Below are 16,840 nucleotides of genomic sequence, written 5' to 3'. Positions count from 1 at the left end.
GAAGAAGCAAGCTTCCAAGGCACGAAGAAAGTAATTAAGTTCATACACGTAGTGCTGAGGGCTGGTCACTAATTGGCTTAGCCCTATCGCGCTGCGCTGTCGTACCAAATGTTTTAGTAAATATAAACAAGCACTCTTCAGGTGAGGGGTGCTTGTTTTTATTTACTCGGGAAGGAGGAGAATGTATGTCTACTATAAAATCGGCTATTAGCATGATCGAAGCTATGAAAGTTCCATTTCAGAAAATATCGAAATCGATGGATGCTTATTTGATCGCAAGCTTGGGACAAATCGAGGTCAAGTCGATGTCTATTGCCAAGACGAAAGCGGCGCTCGCGAAAGCGGATGGGAATATGTCCAATTCGATTATGCGGGCAGTAGCAGCTCAAGAGAAGTTAAAAAAAAGCATTAATGAAACTCCTGTTTTGAAAATTCCGGAGGGACGTTCGGGTCCGCTAGCAACGACAGAAAACCAGGTCTCCCAAGCTTCGAGAGCAGCGTCAAATGTTATTGAATTCCCGGCTGCTAGAGCAGCAGCAAGGGCATCGGATTCGCCTGTTACTAGAGCAGCAGGAAAAGTTATCGAGTTCCCTAAACCCAAAGTTGCAACACCCGAGCCTGCTCCGGAGCAACCGAAATGGGACCAGTGGAGCGCGCCAGAAATATTTCAAACAACTGGTGCAGAGAGACACGTTCAAGAGATAGAGGCATTGAAGACAAAATTGGGTGAACTTTCTTCCTTGCAGAAGAAACTCGATATGTCAGGAGTAACATTTTTGCCTTCTTCGGCTAGCGAAGATATTAATAAGCTACAACAGAGACTACAGCAATTAGGTACTAAGTTGCAACTCGTTGAGCAACAAAAAGCAGGATTAAGTAAAAAGGCTAGCCCTGAGGCATTTGAAAAATTGAATGAATCTGCAGCAAAAATTAGAAATTCAATTCATGATGCTATTAGCCAGCAAAACGCTTTAAACAATGCGATAAAGGCTGGAGATTTAACTAAGACTCAAAAAGCTTATAATAATTTAAATAGCATAATCGATTCCGTAGAGGTGGGGATAAGGAGTAACAAAAAAGAGCAGGAACGATTTAATGCAAGCCTCATCAGTGGGCAGGGTGCGGCTAATGGATTTGCGAGTAAAATCAGAGATGTGGGAAATGCTTACCTGGGTAAGGCCATCACCCAATTAAGATCTTTTTTAAAGACCTCCTTGGCAGGTGCTAATGAACAGCTTCAGGCCGAGCAACGCTTGCTATCCGTAATGAGCAGGACAAATGGGATGACACAAGATGGTGTTGATCATGTTAGAAAACGTGCACGAGAACTGGAAGGTACAACAACCATAGATGCGGCTACAGGTGTTCAGGGTCAAGCTCAGTTGGCCCAATATGTTGCTGATCCTACTAATATTGCTGCTATGACTGAAGCGATGTATAACTTGGCGGCAGGAACCTATGGAGCAAATGTTAGCCAGAGTCAGTTGATGCAAACCGCTGATATGATGGGTAAGGTAATGACAGGAGATACTAGCGCCTTGTCTCAGATCGGTCTTGACATTGGCACAGTCTTTAATGAGGCAGAACAAAGCTTGCTTAGAACCGGTACAGAGGCAGAACGGGCAGCACTTGTCATTAAAATGATTGATGATAATATGTCAGGACTCGCGGAAGCTATGGGGCAATCACCTGAAGGACAAGTACTGCGTCTTTCGAATGCATGGGGGGCTATACAAGAAAAAATAGGTTACGGCCTTATGCCTATAATCACACAATTTGCATCATTTTTAATCGAAAATATGCCTTTAATAGAGAGTATTGTACTAAATGTTTTTGGTAACATCTTCGACATTATTGAGCAGGTTATGTTGATCGGAATGAGTGCGGCAAGTTTCATTATGGATAATTGGAGTTGGATTGAGCCGATAATTTGGGGAGTTGTAGCTGCGTTTGGGGCATTCTTGCTTATTACCAATGCTGTGGCCATTGGTGCAGCAATTTTAAATGCAGTACTTTCTGCTAATCCATTCGTATTGATAGTTTCACTTATTATTGGAGTTATTGCAGCACTTGTGATGTTAGCGAGTAGGAATAGCGAGGTTGCAGCAACCATACAGAGCAAATGGAACGGCTTTCTTAATTTCATGGATCAAATACCAATATTCACACAGAGAATGGTATTGGGTGTGATTAATTCAATAAACGATATGAGGGTAAAGATGTTACAAGGTCTAGCTGATATGATTGTTAAGGGTATGGGCCTTCTTAATTCACTATTTGAAGCGCTTAATAAAATACCTGGTGTTAATATTGGATTTGAGTTTAATGAAGAGATTGCATCCAAAGTTAGGGATAAGATTGTATCTAAGGCAGAAAAAGATGCTGAAGCTTTTAGGAAAGGCAGCGAAGCATATCTTTTAGTACAAGAAACAAAGGCTGCAAATAAGGCGGCAGAACGTCAGAAAAAAGTGGATGACCTTCTTGATAAAGAAAAACAGAAGGAAAAGAAGGAAAAAGAAGATGAACGATTTGCACCACCGCCTCTTCCTGGTATGGATAAATTGCCGACTGGTGCATGGAATGTAGGCGATGGCAGATTAGATAATGGCAACATTAAAGAAATCGGCAACGTAAAACAGGTTGATAACATTAAAGGTTCTGTAGAAGTGAGCAGCGAGGATCTGAAGATGATGCGCGAGCTGGCTGAAATGAAAAACATTCAAAACTTCGTCACGCTGCAGCCAAGCATTAACTTCGGCGATACACATGTTCGCAACGAAAGCGACTTGAATACGATTGTATCCAAGATTTCTCAAAAGTTGGAAGAAGATATTGCCGTTAGTGCCGACACAGCTTACGGATAGGAGGGATAATAATGGAGATCTATGGGGTTGAGTTGAGCTTCAACAACAAGGCCAAAGGCGAGGTTTTTCAGCTTCCGGTAAATCCGTCTTCTATGGAAGTTAGTGAATCAGGTCAGAGTAAGGGTTACAATGTAGCCAGCCTTGGCGAAATTAATGTTATCAAAGACCGTAAGCTGACGGAGTACAGTATGAGCGGTATTTTTCCAGCTCAACATTATCCTTTCATAGCGGAGTCTTTGACTTCTCCCAACAACAAGGCAAAGAAAACTCCTGACGAGAAGGAGCAGAAGGAGCAGAAGAAGCCGGAAAAGGTTATCCTGTTGAAACCAGATGTCTATATCAAGAAAATTGAAAGCTGGATGGTGACTAAACGTCCCATCCGCTTTATTTTTTCCAGCTCGACTTACGATATAAACACACCCGCGTCAATCGAATCTTTTGAATGGAAAGAAGTTGCCGGTGGTGGCGGGGATATTGAATACAGCATTAAGCTGCGGAAATATATCTTCTATGCTGCCCGAAAAATTGTGCAGAAAACAGCAAATGGCACGACAACTGCCAGTACACAGGCAGCGAGCTCAGCACCGCGGCCCAACGAGAAACAGCAAGCTAAAACGTATACTCTTGTCTCTGGAGACACACTTTGGAAAGTTGCCCAAACTCAGCTGGGCAATGGCGCGCGCTGGAAGGAAATTCAAAACCTTAATGGTATTAAGGATGCCGACTTGAAAAGGCTGTCTATCGGAAAGGTGTTGAAGCTGCCTTGATACGTGTGAAAATCATTAATAAACAAGGTGCCGAGTGGGATATATCTGAGATCGTGGAAGGCGTGACATGGAAGACTTCCCGCATTGGTCGGGCAGGCAGCCTTAACTTTAATTTGATCAAAGGAGCGCCGCTCTATCAGTTGAAGGATTTCACCTATAGCAACGGTGATGTGGTTCGTTTGCGTGTCGGCAATACCGATGTATTCCATGGTTATATCTTTAGCATAGATGGAGGCCGTGATGAGTCGGTTAAAATAACTGCCTATGATCAGATGCGGTATCTCATGAACTCGGATTCTTATGTATTCACAGGTGTGACAGCGACAGAAGTACTGAAGCGAATTGCCAAGGACTTTGAAATCAAGCTTGGAACAGTTGCCGATACCGGTTATAAGATCAAGACGATGAGCGAGACAGGTCAGAAGCTGATGGATATTATCTGTAAAGCCATTACACTGACTTTTGCGAACACCGGCCGAGATTATTGCTTGTATGATGACTTCGGCTCGTTGTGCTTACGCGACGTTAACGATGGACAACCTGATTTAATCATTGGTGACGGCAGTCTCATGACGGATTATAGTGTTAAAACTTCTATAGACAATGACACTTACAACTATATTAAGCTGTACAAAAATAATCAACAAACCGGAAAACGCGAGCTTTATGTAGCTAAAGATACCGTCAATATTAAGCGATGGGGGTTGCTCCAACTCTATCAAAGCGTAGATGAAAATGCTAATGACGCTCAGATCGATGAGCTGCTCAGCAATTTGTCTTTTATTAAAAACAGAGAGAGTAAATCACTCAAAATTAATGCACTTGGCGATATACGGGTACGTGCAGGTATGCGTGTGAGGATTCTGGTATCTGAATACGGTGTTGATCAGGCGCTGTTGGTGGATGAATGCACTCATGACTTTGACGGAGCGGACCATACGATGACACTGGACTTGAGGGTGGTGTAAGAATGGCAGATTTATTAACTATGATCAAGCAAGCGGCAAAGGGAGCAGTTGATGCCAGCAATCCAACTGCCGTATTATTCGCAGAAGTTACAAACATAAATCCGCTGAAGGTAAACGTTGATCAACGTTTCACACTTCCTGCGGATTTTTTAGTTGTTCCTGAATCACTTACACGTCTGGAAATACGTTTAGGTGAACCAATTGTTATTCGACGCGGCTTAGAGCTCGGAGATAAAGTCCTGCTATTGCGCGTACAGGGCGGACAACAGTATATCATTTTGGACAGGATGGTGAGCGGCAATGATACCTGAACTTGATCCAGCATTGTTGGACCGTCCGTTGGACGACCAGCAGCTGCCATTATTGACTTGGCGGCTGGATATGGACAAAGGCCGGATAACTGGACGTATTGATGGATTCGATGCCGTCAAGCAAGCCATATTCAAAGCGCTTCAGACAATACGTTTCAACCATGATATCTATGATTCAGACTATGGACATGAACTGACGCTGCTGTTGGGCAGCAGCCCGGTATTCGCACAGTCTGAAGCGAAGCGTCTCATTACAGAGGCGCTTATGAGTGATGATCGTATTGAGGGGATCGATCAGTTAACAACGGAAATCAATGCTGACTATATTATGATTCGCTTCAATGTTAATACGATCTACGGAAATTTCGGGCAGGAGGTGAGCGTAAGTGTATGAACATATGACCTTTGATTTTATTCTGCAGCGTATGCTTGCTAGAGTATCGGACGATATCGACAAGCGTCAAGGCAGCGTTATTTATGATGCTTGTGCGCCGGCAGCGGCTGAGCTGGCACAGATGTATATTGATTTGGATATCAACTACAATTTATCCTTCGCGGATTCTACAAGTGGCGAGTATTTGAGCCGCAAAGCAGCCGAATTTGGCGTCAACCGCAATCCGGCTACAACCGCTGTAAGACAAGGGCTGTTTTATAACGAAGCTAACAACATTATGGATATTGCGATTGGAACGCGGTTCTCCATAGGAGGGCTTACGTATGTGGTAAGCCATCGTTCAGACAGACCTACCTCTACCATTCATCTGACTTGTGAGACGACTGGGACTGTTGGCAATGAGCAGTTCGGTGCATTATTGCCTATTGATTATGTGCCTGGATTAGCACGTGCTGTCCTATCGGATGTGATTGTTCCTGGTGAGGATGAGGAATCGGATGAGGCATTGCGGCAGCGGATGTACGCTGCAGTGAATGAGCCGCCATTTGGCGGCAATGCTGCGGATTATAAGCAAAAAATTAATGGCATCTCCGGTATTGGCGACAGCAAGATCTATCCGGCTTGGCAAGGCGGCGGGACGGTAAAGTGTACGGTCATCAACTCTGCTTGGCAGGTGCCGTCTGCTGCATTGGTGGACGAAGTACAGACCTATATGGATCCTACAGTCAACCGAGGTCAGGGTCTGGGACAAGCGCCTATCGGTCATGTCGTGACGATAGCGGGAGTGATAGGCAAAACGATTAATATTAAGACATCATTAACCTTGGCAAGCGGAGTATCTCCCGGCCAAGTACAACAGGAGATCGAGGCTGTTGTCTCAGGTTACCTGCAGGAGCTCCGGCATGACTGGGCCAATCAGCAGCAGCTTGTCGTGCGGACAGCGCAGATTGACGCTAGACTGCTTACGGTATCGGGCGTTGAGGATATAACCGATACCTTGATCAATGGCGCAGCAGCTAACCTTACATTAGGTTCAGATGAGGTGCCGCTAATGGGGACGGTGGTTCTCAATGCCTGATCGCATCCTAGGCCATCTTCCTGACTTCTATAAAGTCATTAAAGATTTTCAACAGCTGGATCATACAGAGTCGAATGAGCTGGATTCACTGCAAGATGCGGTGGACCAGCTTTTTAATGACCAATTTGTCATGACAGCTGGACAGCAATCGATTCGCCGGCGGGAGCAAATGCTGGGAATTAAGGCAGATCCCACGACGGAGTCGTTAGACTTCCGGCGCCGGCGAATTCTTAACCGTTATCAGACCAAACCGCCTTTTACTATTCGTTATTTGCAGCAGCAGTTGGACATGTTGGTTGGCCCGGGTATGACCATTGTATCCATTGATCCGCATGCATTCGTGCTTACGGTAACAACGAACTTGGATAACGCTAACGTGTTTCGTGAAGTATTGCATACGATTGATACGATTAAGCCTGCGAATCTGGTCTACCAGCAGAACACAGCAATCGCAGATGGCATTGGGCTGGATGAGTATGTAGGCAAACGAATCATAACTTGGAATTATAAACTTGATGGCTCCTGGAAACTCGGGGAGAAGCCATTTATCTCGCTAGGAGTGGAGGTGCCAGTGACATGATTGATTCCGGTCTACTGAATAGTATTGCGCTGCATGTAAACAGTAGAGTCGCCAAAGTGGTGATCAATGGTTCGTATGTTATTACTGACTTTGTAGTAAAGTCTGTATCTGACAATAAGCTAGTGCTTAATTACATTGTTCCTGTGGCGGATGTATCTCTTATCACTCTCATTGAGCTCAAAGATGCAGCCAATAAGGTGCTATCAAGTAGAACGGTAAATGTGCCTATTGCGGCCGACCATATGATGCTCCAGACCATAACGGTAAGGGAGGTGTAGTGACTTGGCAAAAACAGATTGGAAACTCACCGATACAGTCAGACCTGAGGATATGAATCAGATTGGCAAAGATATTAATGCCTTATCAGCCGACAATAGTGTCACTGATAACCAAATCGGTGATCGTACTATTTCGGATGCGGGAGCTCCAACTGGGGACAAAGGGAAGGTAACGGTATTGTTCGGCTGGCTTGCCAATATGATCAAAACGATAACAGGTAAGTCCAATTGGAGAACTGCTCCGCGTACAACTTTGGAAAATGCGGTAAAGCGCGATGGGGACGAACTGACGGGAAATCTCCGTATTACCAGAAACTCTGCTTCGTTAAATTTAAGAACCGCATCCGATACTTCTAACGCTTTTATTGGAGTAGGTCATGAAACTGCGACAGGAGCAACCAAATGGATAAGCGGCATGCATCCAAATAGCGGAAGATGGGGCGTCTACGATAACGCAGGTGATCGCTGGGGACTCTATATCGAACCTACTCTTGGAACAGATGAATTTAAATATCGCAACAACTCTGTTTATCATGCAGGGAATCACGGAAATACAGGTGACCCTCATACGCAGTATGCCCCTAAGTCAAATCCGACTTTTACTGGCACCGTTACGATGAGCGAGGCTCCTGTATCTACTTTTCTTTCAGCTCATACAGTAGCTAAGCCCTCTGATACGAATGGTTTTATGCGCGCCGTCATTTTACTCCATCCAATGTATAACGGAACGAACATCGATACTAATTACTGTGTAGGGGATTTCTTCGCGCATAGAGGAGCAACTAATACTAACGGCAGAGCCGCTCTCGTTAGTGTTAACTCTCATTCAGCTTACCAACAAACGAGAGTAAGTCTCAGCGCGCAGTCAAACTCCACCGCCGAGAGATACTCGTTCGTTACATGTACTTACGAGGGCGTTAAGTACGTCGCCCTATCAATTGCTTATGGGGCTAATAATTATGCGAATGGTATCTACTTCGAGGGATATGCTAGAAGCAGCGTTGGGAGAGAACGTCTGAAATACATTGAGTATTACAATGAGCAGACGTCTACCGCCACGCATCCAGAGATTAACGGATCAATTGCTCCTATAGATCCTGCAAATGTTCAGTTCATAGAGGCAGCCGCTTTCCTTGTTAATGGAAGTAATGTAATGACACAAGCCAATCATGGCGGTCTTGCTGATCCGCACACGCAGTACTTGCTTAAGACAGGCGGGACCATCACAGGGAATACAACAATGGATGCTGCGCTCACTTTTCCTGCAAGAACTGCTTCTGGCCTAGCGGCTTCAAGACAAATGATATTCCACTATAGAACAGCCGACGGAACCTTGAAGACAAACAATTTCTTGCAGGTTAATACTGAGGGAACGATTGCTTATTATAGAGACGGTTCAGGCGCAGCGATTCTGACTGACGCTAATCATAATAGTACAGGGAATCCGCACGGCCAGTATGCTCTCTTAACAGCTACACCGCAGAACCAGTATTACTCAGGGGACTTGAATAACCTAGTAAAAGCAGGTATGCACCGTCTGCAACAGACTCACGGGAACGCTCCTCCTGGCGTCTATGCTTACGGAAATATTCTTGTTCTTAGAGGCCCTAACAATGCAGACACCATTACGCAAGTTATTTTCCCGTACCAAGGAGCTAGTCAAGGAAACGTCATGCTTCGTAGTGGTAGCCCTCCCGAAGTCGGTGGAGGATCAACGTGGAATCCATGGATTAAGATGTGGACCGAAGGTAACCATGGCGCGGGGAGCGGTTTGCATGCGGACTTATTGGACGGATATCACGCCAATCTGAATGATGTAGCTAATACCGTTGCTGTTCGAGACGGTGGAGGCTCTATCACTACCAAGACGTTCAAGAGTACGGCAACAACCACCGCCGGGGGCGCCGTGCATCTTCTGCTGCATAACACCAACTCGCTTCGCTTTGCGGTTGGCTTAACAGATTTGGAGTCCGGCAGCAATTCTGGCTCTAATCTTGGTGTCTATAGATATAAAGACGATGGCACATATTTAGGACTCGCATTTACAATCAGTAGAGAGAACGGCGGCGCGTACTTTGACAATGTGTTATCAGCATCCAGACTTATCTCTCGTATCGGTCAAGGAACTGCTCCTTTAACCGTTTCGTCGACAACCAGAGTGGCGAATCTGAATGCGGACATGCTGGACGACTGTCATGCAACTTCAGTAGCGACGCCTAACACTGTAGCTATACGAGGTGCACAAGGTACATTGAAAGCAGCTGCCCCGCAAACTTCTGATGACGTGGTGACAAAAGGCTGGTTTGAGGGTGCAGTCATCCAGCCTACTAAACCAAGGACAGCGGATTTGGTTCAAGCCGGTGCGACATCCCAGACCTACTACACGCTGCTCGACGTCACTGGTGCGGGTATATTGAGCCGCGTCGTTTTGGCAAGTACAACACTAAACTATAACCTAACTATTCGAGTTACAGTGGACGGTGTAGTATCCAATCTAACGCCTGGAGGGACTATGGCCAACAGTGCAAGGGGTTTACAGCATACGTCTGGAACAGGATCTTATTCTGCTATGTACTCACTGGACTTCTTTACTGAGCTAGTCTTTTTTAGATCACTGAAAGTAGAAGTTATGCATTCTCATACTTCTACAGTGAATTTACACGCTTCAGCAGACTATGCGCTTAAATAAGGAGGGGAGATCATGCCTAATATCCCGAAGACAGCAGATGCTAGAGGTGAAGGGCTTGCTGAATTTGAGTCTATTACTATTGTGAATATCAACAATGTCAAAGGCAAGTTGAAAAGGGTATCTATCTATACGGATAGTACAACAATAGCCAATATGTATCTTTACATTTTGGTTTATGTTGATGGTGTGCATAACGGATGGGATGGCTATGATCTCAATCGCCATTTTGCAAGAAGCATAACCCGAAATGATTCTTACCCGTACAGCTTCGACCAACATTTAAACGCAGAGTTTACAAAAAGTCTGGAAATAAGGGCAATGCACACATACCCTGGCTTGAAGTTTTCTCTTCAAGGCTCCGCAGACTATATTTTGTATCAATAGGAGTTGATTGATCGTATGACGGCACCAAGTTATCGGGTAGAAGAAAATGGACAAGTTCTTATCGAGAAGTATCCAGGAGAATGGCATTCCTATGATACGCAATATCATATTCGGGCTGAATTGATAGAAGGGGGCATTCAAGCCCGTTTATTTGATTATTTGAATAAGCCAGCCACACTATCTGGTATCGAAATATCTTTTCAAATGGGAAATGACGAAGTCATTGTCGAAAGTAAATCAGGCATCGCTATTCTGACTACTGATAGCCCTATAACTCACGCTTTTGTAAGCTCACCAGGAATGCGCCCAGCAGAGATTGGCGAGCTGCCTGAGTTGTTATCAGGGAGCGAATTGACGGAGCTGCAAGCAGAGAACGCCATTCTTGGCGAGCTATTAGTGAAGATGGAGTTAAGGCTTCTTTCATTGGAAGGGAGGCGTGGCAGCTAATGACTGATTTTGAACGTGTGAAGTTCTATTATGAGAAGGGTTGGGCCCAAATTCCCGATTTGAGGCAGTATGTTGCTTTTAACAAGATTACGCCTGAGCAGTTCGGAATTATTACAGGTCAAGATTATTAGGCTCCGCATAGGCGGGGCCATTTTATTTTAAGTGGACGAGCAAGTAAATCATAACCGAAATTTTAAACTTGAGGGCTTGTAAAAGCCATTTATCTCGCTAGGAGCGGAGGTGCCAGTGACATGATCGATTCCGGTCTACTGAATAGTATTGCGCTGCATGTGAACAGTAGAGTTGCCAAGGTGGTTATCAATGGTTCATATGTCATAACTGACTTTGTTGTAAAGTCTGTATCCGACAATAAGCTAGTGCTTAATTACATTGTACCTGTGGCGGATGTATCTCTTATCACACTCATTGAACTTAAGGATTCGGCCAACAAATTGTTATCAAGCAGAACGGTGAACGTACCCATTGCGGCCGACCACATGATGCTTCAGACCATAACAATAAGGGAGGTGTAATAACATGGCCAAAACAGATTGGAAACTTGCAGATACCATTAGTCCTGAGGACATGAATCAAATTGGCAAGGATATTAATGCTTTATCGGCCGATAATAGTGTAACTGATAACCAAATCGGTGATCGTACCATTTCGGATACAGCAGCCCCTACTGGTGACAGAGGGAAGATAATGGTTTTATTGGGATGGCTTGCCAATATGATTAAAACCATTACTGGTAAGCCAAACTGGAGAACCGCTCCGCGTACGACTCTGGAAAATGCGGTGAAACGCAACGGGGATACGATGAGCGGGCCGCTAGTCATGGATACAGGATTGTCCAACGCATTGAGCCTTAAGGGCGGGATTTCGAACCATGTTTACATGCAGTACTTCTCTGATCGTGACAATCAAGACGTAAGAAGCGCGTTTACCGGTTTCGGAACCTCCAGCAATCCGCATTTCAGTATTGTTAACGAGCGAGAGAATGGGGAGATTTTGCTCAGTACCAAGAACGGTTCAGGGGCAGTCAAAATTAATTCAAACATTGCCCATCACGCGGGAAATCACAATAGCGCAGGAGACCCTCACTCGCAGTATGCATTAAAGAGCGCACCTGTATTCACAGGACCAGTAACAGAAGGGAATTCGTTTTCTAATTATGTGTCTAACTATCCTGTACTTGCTAATGGAGTAGATGGATCATATACGAGGGCAGTTATTCTATTGCATCAGGCTTATGATACGACCCGGATTAATTATAACTATTGCATCGGTGACTTCTTCGGACATAGGGGAGCTCCTTCGATGTTGTCCAGAGCGCCTCTGGCAACCGTACACTCACACTCTGCATATGAAAATACGAGAGTGAGTGTCCAGTCTATTGCAGAGCGTTGCACCTTTGTTACCTGTAAATACAACGGAGTGAAATACGTTGCCCTGTCTATTCCATACAATGCGATGGCTATGACTAACGGGATCTACTTCAGGGGATATATTTATTCAACCGCACCTGAAAGCCTGAAATATATCGAGTACTATAACGAGCAGACATCTACGGCTATCAATACGGAAATCAATAACAGTATCGTGGAGCTTCCTGCCAATAATATGCATTATATCGAAGCCGGAGGATTTCAAGTCAACGGAAGTCCTGTTCTGACTACCGCTAATCACAACAGCAGCTCTGATCCGCATAACCAGTACCTATTAAAAACGGGAGGGACTATGACCGGGGCGTTGGCTGTTAATCAAAGCGTCAGTGCCGGCAGTTCGGAAGGACGCAACTTGATAGCGGGGCCGTGGGGAGACGTTTCTTCTAATAGCGACGGACATTTTCTGATTTCTGGCAATGCATATACTACAGGGAATAATGAATACCGCTATGCTAAAACCCACTCCACTGTTGGAGCAAGAGGAATTAGGTTCTCTGCTTTTGGAGGAGGGCTGCATTTTTTTGAGACAGGATCTCACGCTACTACGGCGGATGTGGCGTTTACTCCTAGTTGGAAAAAAATATGGAATGAAACGAACATGGGTCGAGGCAGCGGTATGAATGCCGATTTATTGGATGATTACCACGCTTCCCAAGGGGCGGACGGGAATACGGTTGCTGCCCGTGATGGAGGCGGTTCACTGGTAGCGAGTGCGTTCAGGGTCCATAATCCCAATAATTCTTTGGCTCAAGCCTACCTAGGTTATTTGGATGACACAGCCAGAATTAGAGTGGGCGGAAGCGGTGTAGGAGCCAGCAGCGGATTTGAAATCCAGGGGGCCGGCGACAAAAAACTATTCCGGGCCTCTGACAACGGTCAGCTCACTTCATATGCGGCACAGGGGACATCGCCATTTGTCGTCTCATCCACAACCAGAGTCGGGAACCTTAACGCCGATATGCTGGATGATTGCCACGCAACTGCTCTAGCCACTCCAAATACAGTTGCGATACGCGGAGCGAGTGGGACTATTAAAGCAGCTGCTCCGCAAGCTGCAGATGATGTAGCTCGCAAAGCGGAGACGGATGCAGTGGCTCAGGCGTCTGTACCGCGTGGGGTTAACAACCAATCGCTGGCGTTCATCCAAACGTTGCTTATGCCGACCGATACACGGGCATGGTCGGTAACGGCGTGGGACGGAGACAAGCCTGCGACAATCTTGATTAAAGACGGGGCGACGACTGTCTGCACCCTTACGATGAGCTATAACGATGATAAGCCGGTGACGATGATCGCACAGGCTGGGGCGACAAAGGTTACATGGTCGGCCACTTGGAATGGCGAGAAATTGACAGGTTATACAAAGGCGGTGACATCGTGATTCCTACAGGATCGATTGATGGTTTTTGGATGGCACAGCTTCTTGGGGGAGGAGGTCCGAAGCTAAACGTATCTTCTAAGCCGACATTGCCAGTCAAGGGCTACGAGGGCATTGTCATGTTGTCAAACAATACTGCTCCAAACGTGTACTTTGATAGTTCGATCTTTTTGCCGAATCAGTTTATACCACCCAGCGATTTGAATTTTGGTACAAGCCCGGGTTCAGTAGACACCAGTGTTAAAGCTGTCTTTTATGGTGGTCTTTACTATTGCTTTACGTCACAAGGAGCCGTTACTACGTATAACCCAACATCTAAGGTATGGACTAACAAAGGCACTCTAAACCCGAAAGGGGATCTAGATGTCTATAAAAGCGATCTGATTATGTATACCCATAATGCCGTATACAAGGTTAATGCAAGTGATATGTCCCTAACATTGCTGTTTAACTATAGTGGACCGTCACCAAACGGAGAAATAGCGTTTGTAATCGCAGGAAATCTACTTTACGGATTTGGCGGGAGGTCTTCGAACAGCCCGCAAAGCACTGCCGGATATGTAAACTTAGACACAGGCGTTTATACAACTCTGCCTAGCTTGCCAAGCGTTCGGAGAGACGCTTCAGCCGCCTATTATGGGGGCTATTGCGTTATTTTCGGTGGGTTGAATTCTATTTCAACATCTAGTGACAATTACTTAAATACGTATCATAAATTTAATATATCGACAAACACATACACCACTCATACAGTTGCACCACCAGGAGTATTAAATCATCGAAAAAACTGGTGCACAGCAATGATTGGTGATAAGTTTTTTGTCGGCAGCAGGGTTGGTACGACAAATTGGTATAGCTCGATAAGTTGCTACGACTTTTCGAACGATACTTTTGTAAACATTCTGAATCAATCGGAAGGTAAGCAATACCCACTATTAATTGGTATGCAAGATGCATTGCTCTGCGTACCAAACGCAATTAATCAACCGATAAATGCGTACTCTCTAGTTTCTAAGCAATACGACGACAACACAATTGTTGTGTTAAAGCCTAGTGTACACACAGGCAGGTACTTAACTGAGTTCGTGAGCGCTCCAAAGCTTAAAGGGATTCCAACGCGTTTTGCCACTGGCTTTGATGATGTTTACTATTTCAAAGATGGCAAGATTCAGAACGTGCCTTTTTACTATGGAACCGGGAGTGCTTGGTCACAAATAAAATAAAGAGTGGTTTAAAAGGAACATTAGCAAGCAAATGTTGATGTTCCAGATTTGGTCGAGCCGATTCGCCATAAATATATGGACGGTAAATTAATAACCAACCTTGATTATAAGGATCGGGTCTGTAGCCAAAAAGGATTGCAAGACAGTAACTGTAAAGGAGGTAAAGTGACATGGCAAGAACAGACTGGGATTTAAATAAAACGGTAGGCCCGCAGGATATGAATCAGATTGGACGAGAGATTAACGCTTTGTACGAGGACAACAGCGTGACGGATGCCCGAATTGGTGACCGTACAATCTCCGACGCTGCCTCGCCAACAGGGAACCAAGGAAAATTAACTGTATTGCTGGGTTGGCTTGCATACATGGTGAAGTCAATTACGGGCAAAGCAGATTGGAAGACCGCGCCTCGCACAACATTGGAAAATGCCGTTAAGCGAGATGGCGATACAATGACCTCCCACCTAAACGTACAAACAGTGGGAGCCAGCGTAAGGCTCAAACCCCTAGCGGACACCGATACTGGGGTTCTCGGTACTCAAACACAAAGCGCTGATGGTACTTGGCAGTGGGGAACTGGCAGTCAGCCATCATCCGGAAAATGGGGTGTCTACGATTACCTCAACTCTCGTTGGGCTCTAGAAATCGGCCAGGGCTCGGATGCGAACAGCGGCTTGAAATATCGTACAAACACCGTCCATCATGCGGGGAACCATAACAGCACTGGAGATCCGCATACACAGTATTTGCTCAAAACTGGCGGGACAATGTCAGGGGTGCTGAAAGCAGCCCACGGTATCGATCAACGGCTTCCAGAGAATAGCTTTGGGCCAACTGATCTGCCATCGACTTATCCAACCGGAATTTCTATGTTTTTCATAAATAATGTGGCAGGCTGGCCTGGACCATCGAGTTACGGAACAATTGTGACGTATAAGGGGTATAGCAACAACCCAAGTACACAATATTTCTATCCGTACAACTCCGATGTCCCTATTCAATATCGCAACTCACTCTTTGGTAATAATACTTGGACAGCTTGGAGAACGGTGTTAGACAGCAATAATCATAACAGTACAGGGAACCCGCACACACAGTATGCGCTGGCTGATTCAACACCAGTAGCTAAAACTGCGAGCGGATCTTTAAATACAATCACCACACCAGGTATGTATAGGCTTCAACAGACTCACGCAGACGCCCCTAGTACAACGTATTCCTACGGGAATATGCTTGTTCTCAGGGCTTCGAATGCTGACACGATTACTCAGATGATCTTCCCTTATCAGGGACCAGATGTAGGCAAAATTGCATTCCGAAGCGGAAATCCAACCGATGTTGGAGGAATCTCTACTTGGTCTCCCTGGAGGTTAATCTGGAATCAGGCGAATATGGGTGCTGGAAGCGGAATGGATGCAGATATGGTGGACGGATACCATGCAAGCATATCCAGTGCAGCTAACTCTATCGTTGTGCAGAACACTGATGAAAGTATCGGTGTCAAATTTGTAAAGACAGTAATACCTACAGTCAACGGCGGCAACTTACATTACCATCTGCGAAACGGTTCAGAAGCAATATCAGCGCTTCGATTCGGAATTGGCTTGATTACGGAGGAATCGGGCTCAAACTCGGGCTCTGACTTTGGAATTTGGAGATACAACGACACTGGAGCGGGATTAGGCAATGTGTTGCTTATTAACCGATCCACTGGCAACTCAACCTTCTCTGGTATCGTCTCAGCGCCAAGATTCAACTCTTCTATTGCAACTGGAACAGCTCCGTTGTCCGTATCGTCAACTACTAGAGTTACTAATCTGAATGCAGATATGCTGGATGATTGTCATGCAACATCTTTAGCCACTCCGAATACGGTTGCGATACGCGGAGCAAGCGGGACTATTAAAGCCGCTGCTCCGCAAGCTGCAGATGATGTGGCACGCAAAGCGGAGACGGATGCAGTGCAAAGTAATTTGAATGTTTTTCGTCTTAATCTGCAACGATCTATTACTCAAGGAGGAATGATTTAAT

15 protein-coding genes are annotated in these 16,840 nt (G+C 45.4%); all 15 read left to right on the top strand.

The features are described from left to right. Window positions 1-185: 185 nt before the first annotated feature. The 15 genes from D3P09_RS11840 (at window position 186) to D3P09_RS11765 (ending at window position 16,839) form a co-directional block, all read left to right on the top strand. Entirely contained in the window at window positions 186-2,864 is a 2,679-nt protein-coding gene (locus tag D3P09_RS11840) for a phage tail tape measure protein (RefSeq protein ID WP_120110008.1), read from the top strand. An 11-nt stretch (window positions 2,865-2,875) separates the two neighbouring features. Then, window positions 2,876-3,631, top strand: coding sequence for a LysM peptidoglycan-binding domain-containing protein (locus tag D3P09_RS11835; RefSeq protein ID WP_120110006.1), 756 nt, complete (start codon window positions 2,876-2,878; stop codon window positions 3,629-3,631). 5 nt (window positions 3,632-3,636) lie between these two features. Further along, window positions 3,637-4,599 carry an XkdQ/YqbQ family protein gene (locus D3P09_RS11830; RefSeq protein ID WP_341538288.1) on the top strand — a complete coding sequence of 321 codons (963 nt, stop codon included), beginning with the start codon at window positions 3,637-3,639 and terminating at the stop codon, window positions 4,597-4,599. A gap of 2 nt (window positions 4,600-4,601) precedes the next feature. Beyond that, window positions 4,602-4,910: a DUF2577 domain-containing protein gene (locus tag D3P09_RS11825; RefSeq protein WP_120110003.1), complete on the top strand. Its 309-nt coding sequence runs from the start codon at window positions 4,602-4,604 to the stop codon at window positions 4,908-4,910. Further along, the gene (locus D3P09_RS11820) at window positions 4,900-5,304 is read left to right on the top strand and encodes a DUF2634 domain-containing protein (protein ID WP_120110001.1); all 405 of its coding nucleotides are present in this window, start codon (window positions 4,900-4,902) and stop codon (window positions 5,302-5,304) included. Before D3P09_RS11825 ends, D3P09_RS11820 begins: the two co-directional genes overlap by 11 nt. Continuing rightward, window positions 5,297-6,382, top strand: coding sequence for a baseplate J/gp47 family protein (locus tag D3P09_RS11815; RefSeq protein ID WP_120110000.1), 1,086 nt, complete (start codon window positions 5,297-5,299; stop codon window positions 6,380-6,382). The genes D3P09_RS11820 and D3P09_RS11815 overlap by 8 nt, the downstream gene beginning before the upstream one ends. Then, complete coding sequence (locus tag D3P09_RS11810) at window positions 6,375-6,962, top strand: putative phage tail protein (RefSeq protein ID WP_120109998.1); 588 nt, start codon at window positions 6,375-6,377, stop codon at window positions 6,960-6,962. The genes D3P09_RS11815 and D3P09_RS11810 overlap by 8 nt, the downstream gene beginning before the upstream one ends. Then, complete coding sequence (locus D3P09_RS11805) at window positions 6,959-7,240, top strand: ketopantoate hydroxymethyltransferase (RefSeq protein WP_120109997.1); 282 nt, start codon at window positions 6,959-6,961, stop codon at window positions 7,238-7,240. Before D3P09_RS11810 ends, D3P09_RS11805 begins: the two co-directional genes overlap by 4 nt. A gap of 4 nt (window positions 7,241-7,244) precedes the next feature. Further along, complete coding sequence (locus D3P09_RS11800; protein ID WP_120109995.1) at window positions 7,245-9,929, top strand: hypothetical protein; 2,685 nt, start codon at window positions 7,245-7,247, stop codon at window positions 9,927-9,929. A 12-nt stretch (window positions 9,930-9,941) separates the two neighbouring features. Further along, the gene (locus tag D3P09_RS11795; protein ID WP_120109994.1) at window positions 9,942-10,313 is read left to right on the top strand and encodes a hypothetical protein; all 372 of its coding nucleotides are present in this window, start codon (window positions 9,942-9,944) and stop codon (window positions 10,311-10,313) included. A 15-nt stretch (window positions 10,314-10,328) separates the two neighbouring features. Further along, window positions 10,329-10,760 (top strand): hypothetical protein, encoded by a 432-nt coding sequence (locus D3P09_RS11790; RefSeq protein WP_120109992.1) that lies wholly within the window; start codon window positions 10,329-10,331, stop codon window positions 10,758-10,760. Further along, the gene (locus tag D3P09_RS11785; RefSeq protein WP_120109990.1) at window positions 10,760-10,891 is read left to right on the top strand and encodes an XkdX family protein; all 132 of its coding nucleotides are present in this window, start codon (window positions 10,760-10,762) and stop codon (window positions 10,889-10,891) included. Before D3P09_RS11790 ends, D3P09_RS11785 begins: the two co-directional genes overlap by 1 nt. A gap of 406 nt (window positions 10,892-11,297) precedes the next feature. After that, window positions 11,298-13,589 carry a hypothetical protein gene (locus tag D3P09_RS11775; protein ID WP_120109987.1) on the top strand — a complete coding sequence of 764 codons (2,292 nt, stop codon included), beginning with the start codon at window positions 11,298-11,300 and terminating at the stop codon, window positions 13,587-13,589. Then, window positions 13,586-14,809 (top strand): Kelch repeat-containing protein, encoded by a 1,224-nt coding sequence (locus tag D3P09_RS27370; RefSeq protein WP_133304993.1) that lies wholly within the window; start codon window positions 13,586-13,588, stop codon window positions 14,807-14,809. The genes D3P09_RS11775 and D3P09_RS27370 overlap by 4 nt, the downstream gene beginning before the upstream one ends. Window positions 14,810-14,979: 170 nt before the next feature. Further along, window positions 14,980-16,839, top strand: a complete 1,860-nt coding sequence (locus tag D3P09_RS11765) for a pyocin knob domain-containing protein (protein WP_120109983.1) — start codon at window positions 14,980-14,982, stop codon at window positions 16,837-16,839. Window position 16,840 lies beyond the last annotated feature (1 nt).

It is taken from the genome of Paenibacillus pinisoli (genome assembly GCF_003605435.1).
GTDB classification, from domain to species: Bacteria; Bacillota; Bacilli; order Paenibacillales; family Paenibacillaceae; genus Pristimantibacillus; species Pristimantibacillus pinisoli.
Note: the sequence above shows the minus strand (reverse complement) of the source record. Positions and strands in the feature narration are given on the sequence as shown.

What these genes read in the sequence shown, in the direction of transcription:
- D3P09_RS11840 (WP_120110008.1), top strand. Translation starts at nt 186, where the DNA reads ATGTCTACTATAAAATCGGCTATTAGCATGATCGAAGCTATGAAAGTT.
- D3P09_RS11835 (WP_120110006.1), top strand. Translation starts at nt 2,876, where the DNA reads ATGGAGATCTATGGGGTTGAGTTGAGCTTCAACAACAAGGCCAAAGGC.
- D3P09_RS11825 (WP_120110003.1), top strand. Translation starts at nt 4,602, where the DNA reads ATGGCAGATTTATTAACTATGATCAAGCAAGCGGCAAAGGGAGCAGTT.
- D3P09_RS11820 (WP_120110001.1), top strand. Translation starts at nt 4,900, where the DNA reads ATGATACCTGAACTTGATCCAGCATTGTTGGACCGTCCGTTGGACGAC.
- D3P09_RS11810 (WP_120109998.1), top strand. Translation starts at nt 6,375, where the DNA reads ATGCCTGATCGCATCCTAGGCCATCTTCCTGACTTCTATAAAGTCATT.
- D3P09_RS11805 (WP_120109997.1), top strand. Translation starts at nt 6,959, where the DNA reads ATGATTGATTCCGGTCTACTGAATAGTATTGCGCTGCATGTAAACAGT.
- D3P09_RS11795 (WP_120109994.1), top strand. Translation starts at nt 9,942, where the DNA reads ATGCCTAATATCCCGAAGACAGCAGATGCTAGAGGTGAAGGGCTTGCT.
- D3P09_RS11790 (WP_120109992.1), top strand. Translation starts at nt 10,329, where the DNA reads ATGACGGCACCAAGTTATCGGGTAGAAGAAAATGGACAAGTTCTTATC.
- D3P09_RS11785 (WP_120109990.1), top strand. Translation starts at nt 10,760, where the DNA reads ATGACTGATTTTGAACGTGTGAAGTTCTATTATGAGAAGGGTTGGGCC.
- D3P09_RS11775 (WP_120109987.1), top strand. Translation starts at nt 11,298, where the DNA reads ATGGCCAAAACAGATTGGAAACTTGCAGATACCATTAGTCCTGAGGAC.
- D3P09_RS11765 (WP_120109983.1), top strand. Translation starts at nt 14,980, where the DNA reads ATGGCAAGAACAGACTGGGATTTAAATAAAACGGTAGGCCCGCAGGAT.